Annotated in this window: 7 protein-coding genes; all 7 read left to right on the top strand. The window is 38.0% G+C overall.

All coding sequences use genetic code 11. From position 1 onward, the window contains the following. Positions 1 to 237, top strand: a 237-nt coding sequence (locus BTR25_RS19890) for an ATP-binding protein (RefSeq protein ID WP_175596837.1), incomplete at its 5' end; no start/stop codon positions are given. Between the two features lie 24 nt (positions 238 to 261). Beyond that, the gene (locus BTR25_RS19885; protein WP_075689774.1) at positions 262 to 687 is read left to right on the top strand and encodes a hypothetical protein; all 426 of its coding nucleotides are present in this window, start codon (positions 262 to 264) and stop codon (positions 685 to 687) included. A gap of 643 nt (positions 688 to 1,330) precedes the next feature. Beyond that, positions 1,331 to 1,468: a hypothetical protein gene (locus BTR25_RS27780; RefSeq protein ID WP_175596836.1), complete on the top strand. Its 138-nt coding sequence runs from the start codon at positions 1,331 to 1,333 to the stop codon at positions 1,466 to 1,468. A gap of 805 nt (positions 1,469 to 2,273) precedes the next feature. Further along, positions 2,274 to 2,822: a hypothetical protein gene (locus BTR25_RS27220; RefSeq protein WP_139311293.1), complete on the top strand. Its 549-nt coding sequence runs from the start codon at positions 2,274 to 2,276 to the stop codon at positions 2,820 to 2,822. Positions 2,823 to 3,120: 298 nt separating this feature from the next. Further along, positions 3,121 to 3,369, top strand: coding sequence for a hypothetical protein (locus BTR25_RS19875; protein WP_075689772.1), 249 nt, complete (start codon positions 3,121 to 3,123; stop codon positions 3,367 to 3,369). A 223-nt stretch (positions 3,370 to 3,592) separates the two neighbouring features. Continuing rightward, the gene (locus tag BTR25_RS19870; protein ID WP_075689771.1) at positions 3,593 to 5,128 is read left to right on the top strand and encodes a YifB family Mg chelatase-like AAA ATPase; all 1,536 of its coding nucleotides are present in this window, start codon (positions 3,593 to 3,595) and stop codon (positions 5,126 to 5,128) included. Continuing rightward, complete coding sequence (locus tag BTR25_RS19865; RefSeq protein ID WP_075689770.1) at positions 5,128 to 5,676, top strand: REP-associated tyrosine transposase; 549 nt, start codon at positions 5,128 to 5,130, stop codon at positions 5,674 to 5,676. The genes BTR25_RS19870 and BTR25_RS19865 overlap by 1 nt, the downstream gene beginning before the upstream one ends. Positions 5,677 to 6,000: the final 324 nt, after the last annotated feature.

The following is a 6,000-nucleotide window of genomic DNA, read 5'->3' as shown; positions in this document are numbered from 1 at the left end:
GAATTATTGTTTTCGCACCTTTCTCTTCGAGCTGGGAGGAAGTCAACTATTATTACTAGCAATCTGTCATTCTTAAAGTGGCAGGAAATCTTTCACGATCCTGTTTTAACAGCTGCATTGACTGACCGTCTTACTCATAAATCGCATGTAGTAAACATGGTTGGCCCTTCATTCAGGATGAGAGAAACTGAAGAATGGATGAAAGAGAATACCGAAAAAGTGGTGGCTCAAAATTAAATTGCGAAATGGCTCACTTTTCACTTGCGAAATACAAGAGAACACGGACAAAGTAGTAGTATAAAATTCAATGAAATTATTCAACATTTACGTGCAAATAATATAGACGTTCATATCGAATATGAACATACTAAAAGGAATGATCAGGGTGCGAGTGGTGGATTTTATGAAGTTATATTATTTATTCAAAACACAATTGTTTCTGGATTTGTTTATGACTTAATTAAGAAACTTCCAGCTATTAAATCCTTTAATTTTACTAAAGAACGAATTGATATTATTAAAGAAAAGGCTTCAAAAATACTAAATACACAGCCTGAAAACCTTGACCTTACAGATTTAGAAGAGGTAGATGGAACTGTAAATGTTGTATTCAGATTTAATAGAGTTGATTATAATTTCAAATTTAATGATAAAAATATTATGATTCATTTTAAAAAGATTAGGTGAATTAAAGCAACATTTAGGTGCCAAAAGTAGGGGAAGAGAGTTCAGACCCCCACTCATTCGATTATGACAAATTTCTACCCATATTATAGAAATACTTCTTTATTCACGGCTATTGTTCCCGTTTTTACTAACGTTCCTTTTAGAGTGGAAACCTAGTAAAATAAGCAGTTTGTTTCACTTGCCTATATTAATTTCAATACAAACAATAAAAATCACAATAAGAAAATGCTGTTGATCTCACATTAAAGGTTTCCGTTTTGAGGTACATTTCAAACAAATTAAAATAAAATTGGCATGATAACTGATAAGAGTTTTGGCAAGCCATTTTTGTTTTATTGAATAGCTTTGTGAGGTATTGGTCACAGTGACGCCTCGTTTAGAGGAGAATTTTGTCGTATGATCACAAGTTATTTATAAAGTGAAAACTACAGCACAGCCATGTGAGATATATAAAGAGCTGAACCCCTATAAAGGTTGGCCACGGTAGTTAATTACAATAAAATAATTATGGTCACAGTGACGCCTCGGAATTTGTCGAAGATTGATAGAGTGTTAGATTGTAAGAATGTGATAAATAGCAACTGAATAGAGAGGGTGGTTGGTTGTCTCTCTTCTTTCCGTTATAGGAAAGGAGGTGATAATCATGGAGACATTTCTTGAATTTCTGCGTGAAGTTCTGAAGGGGATTGTGCGTGAAATAAGCGTTTCGGAAAAACGTATTAGAAGACAAGAAAACCACCCTACGCCGTCCAAAGCAAAAGGGTGGTTTCAAAATAAATAAACTACTTTGACAACCACCACCCTAAACGGTAGAGGCTGCAGGGAGAAGTGTTAGTGCACTTCTCTTTTTCATTATATACGATTATTATATAGCTTATAACAATTGATATCAACTCATGAAAATGGATGCACAGGAACCTTGGGATGGTGCACAGTGACGCCCCGATAGGAGTGGTTAATCAATTATCCTCAGAATGAATGTTTAGCCTCTATTAAAAGGATGTCCACTTAAGAATTTGAGTTCTAACCGGAGATTTTCATATCGCACTCACAATAGATGGAAGGTGACAAGTTTCTACCCATTTTTATAGTAAAATCCTTTATTCATCATAATTGTTTCTTTTACACAATCGTTTGATTAGTATCAAAACGTGTCAGTTGATGTAGAATACTAGTTTTTATCAATTCTTATAGGAAATGCTAGTCGAAGACTATGACCGTTCCTCGATAAAAATTGCTCCAAAAAACTAGCATGAGTTCGTTTTCCAAAAGGGTTTTGCTTATGTTTAATCAAACGAATATGTAATGTTTTTTTCGTTAATCAAACGATTGATTGAATTGATGACAAATGCTGTTATAAAGGCGTTTGCTGATTGAAAGTGAAGTGGAAAATTGCCGAAAGGTGAGTAGGTAATAAATATGAGAAACTGGATGCTAATGGCCGTCAATGAATTTCTAATTACATCTTTAGGAATATTTTTATAAAAGACTTCTGAGTGAAGTGCTTTTTTATCTAATTCTTTGCCTAGACAATAAAATTTTAACACATATTATATATGGAAGTTTAGTGAGAAGGGGAGAAAATATTGTTTAGACCCGATACAGCACCAATTCATCAGTTGGATTCTTTCGCTAAAAGATTAGATTGGGGATACTATTATACTCTAAGGGAGAGAGCAGATAACATTCACATCTCAATTTACTACCGGGGGAGAGAAGACTATAGATACCCAGTTTGGGAAGGTATAGTTCCTAAAAGGCAAGGTGAAGTTGTATATGATACCTACCATACAAAAATAGTCTTTGGAGTAACTGGAGATAAACAGCTCTATGTTCGTGGTGAACGAAAAACACATCCTAGAGAGAGATTTGGGCCAAGGTATATCAGAACATTGAAACCTCCACTTGAGTGTATTGGGAATGTTTGCTGTACTCCAGATGGCATTTGTTTTGAAATGGCAGGAGGGGCAGCATCATCTTCTCCAAGAATGTTACAGCTTCCATTTATGCCAACTCCAACAGTGCCAACTACGGCGATACTGAATTCTGTATTTTTGTCACCCATACGATGTTCTCATCCACATTTGAATTGTGCCCATTCAAGAGATTACGGGTGGAGTTGTTTTTATACATGAAATGAAAAGTTGAAATCCATTGGGATAGTGCGCGTCTGCACCAACTTCTGCACAGTGACTCCCCGATGGTTAGAGGTGCAGCGGTTGTTTGCTGTGCTTCTTTTTTATTATTGAGGCAGGGATTTGTGTTGTTTTGTAGAATATTGTTTGTGGTAGATTTTTTTCTTCTTTTTAATAACGATTTCTTTTTACCCCTCATTTGATTTTCTTCCTTTTTTATCTTCTTTTTTATTTTTGCTACATTCATTTCCTTTCTCTCATTCTTATTTTGAAAATTAAATAGGTTGGAGGCTTTTGTATGACTGTTAAGGTTTTAAGCATTGGCTTGAAGGGTTTGGAAGGTTACTGTGTGCAGGAGGTGCGGATATCTACTGGTACGGAATCGATGGTGGTTTTGGGTTTGCCTGATGCTAGTCCTGTCGGTGTTTCAAATGAGAGTGCTACAGTTCAAGGAGATGCAGTACCGAGCTCGGACCCGGACCGAAAAATTATACCTGGTATAATATTGGTCACAGTGACTCCCCGATATTTGTCGATGTATGGTTAGGGGTACAGTGGTTGTTTGCTGTGCTTCTTTTTAATTATTGCAGGGATTTGTGTGGTTTTGTAGAATATTGTTTGTGGTTGATTTTTTTCTTCTTTTTAATAACGATTTCTTTTTTACACCTCATTTGATTTTTCTTCTTTTTTATCTTCTTTTTTATTTTTGTTACATTCATTTCTTTTCTCTCATTCTTATTTTGAAAATTAAATAGTTTGGAGGCTTTTGTATGACTGTGAAGGTTTTTAGTATTGGCTTGAAGGGTTTGGAAGGTTACCGTGTGCAGGTGGAGGTTCGGATATCGGCTGGTACGGAATCGATGGTGGTTGTTGGTTTGCCTGATGCTTCTGTTAAGGAGGCTCGGGAACGGGTATTAGCTTCGATTGCTTATTTTGATTTGGATGTTACGGATAAGAAAGTGGTGGTGAATCTATCACCCTCCGACCAAAAGAAAAATGGTTCGTTGTTTGATCTGGCCATCGCTATCGCTGCTTTGAAGGAATTAGGTGAAGTTAAGCGTGAGATTCCGCCAGAGACAGCATTCATTGGGGCTTTGTCGCTTGATGGTTCGGTTGTAAGTGGAGATGGGATATTGCCGGCTGTTATTGCTGCCAAAAGTCTTGGAGCCAAAAGGGTCTATTTACCTTATGACCCGGTTCTTCCACTGCATATGCTAGATGATATGGAGTGTGTGATTGTGAATCATATTGAGGATGTGGTTCAGCATTTGGAGGGGCAGGAAAGTTTGTTGTCTCTGCCTTGTTTCCCCTCAAAGGAACATCGATCTCTAGAAGTTGAATCACATCAAAGGGATTTTATTCATGTGATTGGACTTGAGAAAGAGAAGAGAGCTTTAGAAATTGCTGCAGCTGGTGAGCATAATTTGCTTATGAGTGGTCCTCCTGGTTGTGGAAAAAGCTTGTTAGCTGAGACCTTCCCCACAATCCTACCTCTATTAACGAACCAAGCAAAGCTCGAAGTTATGAGTTTGTATCAACTTGCAGGTGAAAAACGAATTCCTATTGAAACCGTTCCTTTTCGACATCCCCACCATTCTGCGTCAGCTGTTGCCATCATTGGGGGCGGATCTAACCCACGACCAGGTGAAATTTCGATGGCCCACCGCGGAGTGCTTTTTCTTGACGAGATTGCTGAGTTTACAAAGAAGACGCTTGATATGCTTCGTCAACCGCTAGAAACGGGCGAGGTGACCATTAGCAGAGCTCATTCTACCGTAATTTTCCCATCTCCCTTTATCCTTGTGGGGGCCATGAACCCATGCCAGTACGGTTACCTCGGCTCACTTCATCATTATTGCACCTGTACCCAAAATCAAATCCAAGCCTACCGGAACCGCTTATCAGGTCCGATTTATGATCGAATTGATATCCTGTTATCGATGAAATCAGAAAATCTAAACCAGCCATCTAAGCTGCGGGAAACTTCTAAAGATATTCAAAAACGTGTAGAAACAGCACGTCTGCGCCAGTTTGATCGGTATCAAAGAGAGGTATCGAATGCGAAGGTTCCGTTTGAGACATTGATGGATACGAATCCGTTGACAGCGGAACAGAAAAAGATACTTACAAATGTTTCAGCTAAACAAAATTGGAGCAATCGTGTCCAAACAAAAATAATTAGGCTTGCAAGGACAATCTCTGATCTAGCAGGAGAAGAACGACTAACCGACCAAGCGATATGGGAAGCGATGACGCTAAGAAGATGGGGGCTAAATAAACAACAAGGGATTGCGAGGGAACATTGATGCCCTATAAAAAAAGAGTGTATATCCCAGAACGATTTTATCATATCGTCTGCAGGGGAAATCGCCGCGATCCCTTGTTTCGAAATGCAAGTGATTTCCAAGCCTTTCTTCATATACTCAACCAACTTTACGAAAAGTACCCTTTTGAATTAGCCTCTTATTGCCTCATGAATAATCATTACCATTTACAATTACGATCAAAGGAAATACCCATTTCGAAGCTAATGGCCCTGATCAATAAGCGATTTGCTAATTACTATAATACAAAATACCGCCTAACCGGCCATGTATACGAGAAGCGTTTTTATGACAAGGTCATTGAGGACAAAGAAGGAATGTTAGGAGTCAGCCGTTACATCCATCTCAATCCCGTCGAGGCAAGAATGGTGAAGCTGCCAGAATACTATCCATGGAGCAGCTATCTTTTTTATAAGAATCAGAATCTATTCGTCCCGTGTTTCATGAATACGAATAGTCTCCTAGATTATTATGAAGGGTCCTCGGCACAGAAACGGGAAAAATACTGTCAGTCTGTGTGGTTGCAGTGATTCCTCGACTATGACAAATTTCTACCCATTTTTATCAGATAACCTCTTTATCCATCTTACTATTTTCCGTTTTACACAAACGTTTGATTAGCATCAAAACGTGTCATTTGGTGCAGATTACTAGTTTTTATCTATTTTTATTGCAGAAGGATATCGAAGACAGTGGCCGTTCCTCGACAATCATTAATCCAAAAAACTAGCATGAGTTCGTTTAGTTAAAGGGGTTTTCCTGAATTTAATCAGACGTTTGTTTGAAATTTATTGCGCTAATCAAACGTTTGTTTGGATTCAAAGTATACCTCAATATAATGGTGATGATTGACT

It is taken from the genome of Bacillus sp. MRMR6 (assembly GCF_001940785.1).
Taxonomy (GTDB): Bacteria; Bacillota; Bacilli; order Bacillales; family Cytobacillaceae; genus Neobacillus.
Note: the sequence above shows the minus strand (reverse complement) of the source record. Positions and strands in the feature narration are given on the sequence as shown.

Bases quoted from the DNA above. Each gene is read 5' to 3' on its own strand.
- BTR25_RS27780 (WP_175596836.1), top strand. From the start codon at position 1,331: ATGGAGACATTTCTTGAATTTCTGCGTGAAGTTCTGAAGGGGATTGTG.
- BTR25_RS19875 (WP_075689772.1), top strand. From the start codon at position 3,121: ATGACTGTTAAGGTTTTAAGCATTGGCTTGAAGGGTTTGGAAGGTTAC.
- BTR25_RS19870 (WP_075689771.1), top strand. From the start codon at position 3,593: ATGACTGTGAAGGTTTTTAGTATTGGCTTGAAGGGTTTGGAAGGTTAC.
- BTR25_RS19865 (WP_075689770.1), top strand. From the start codon at position 5,128: ATGCCCTATAAAAAAAGAGTGTATATCCCAGAACGATTTTATCATATC.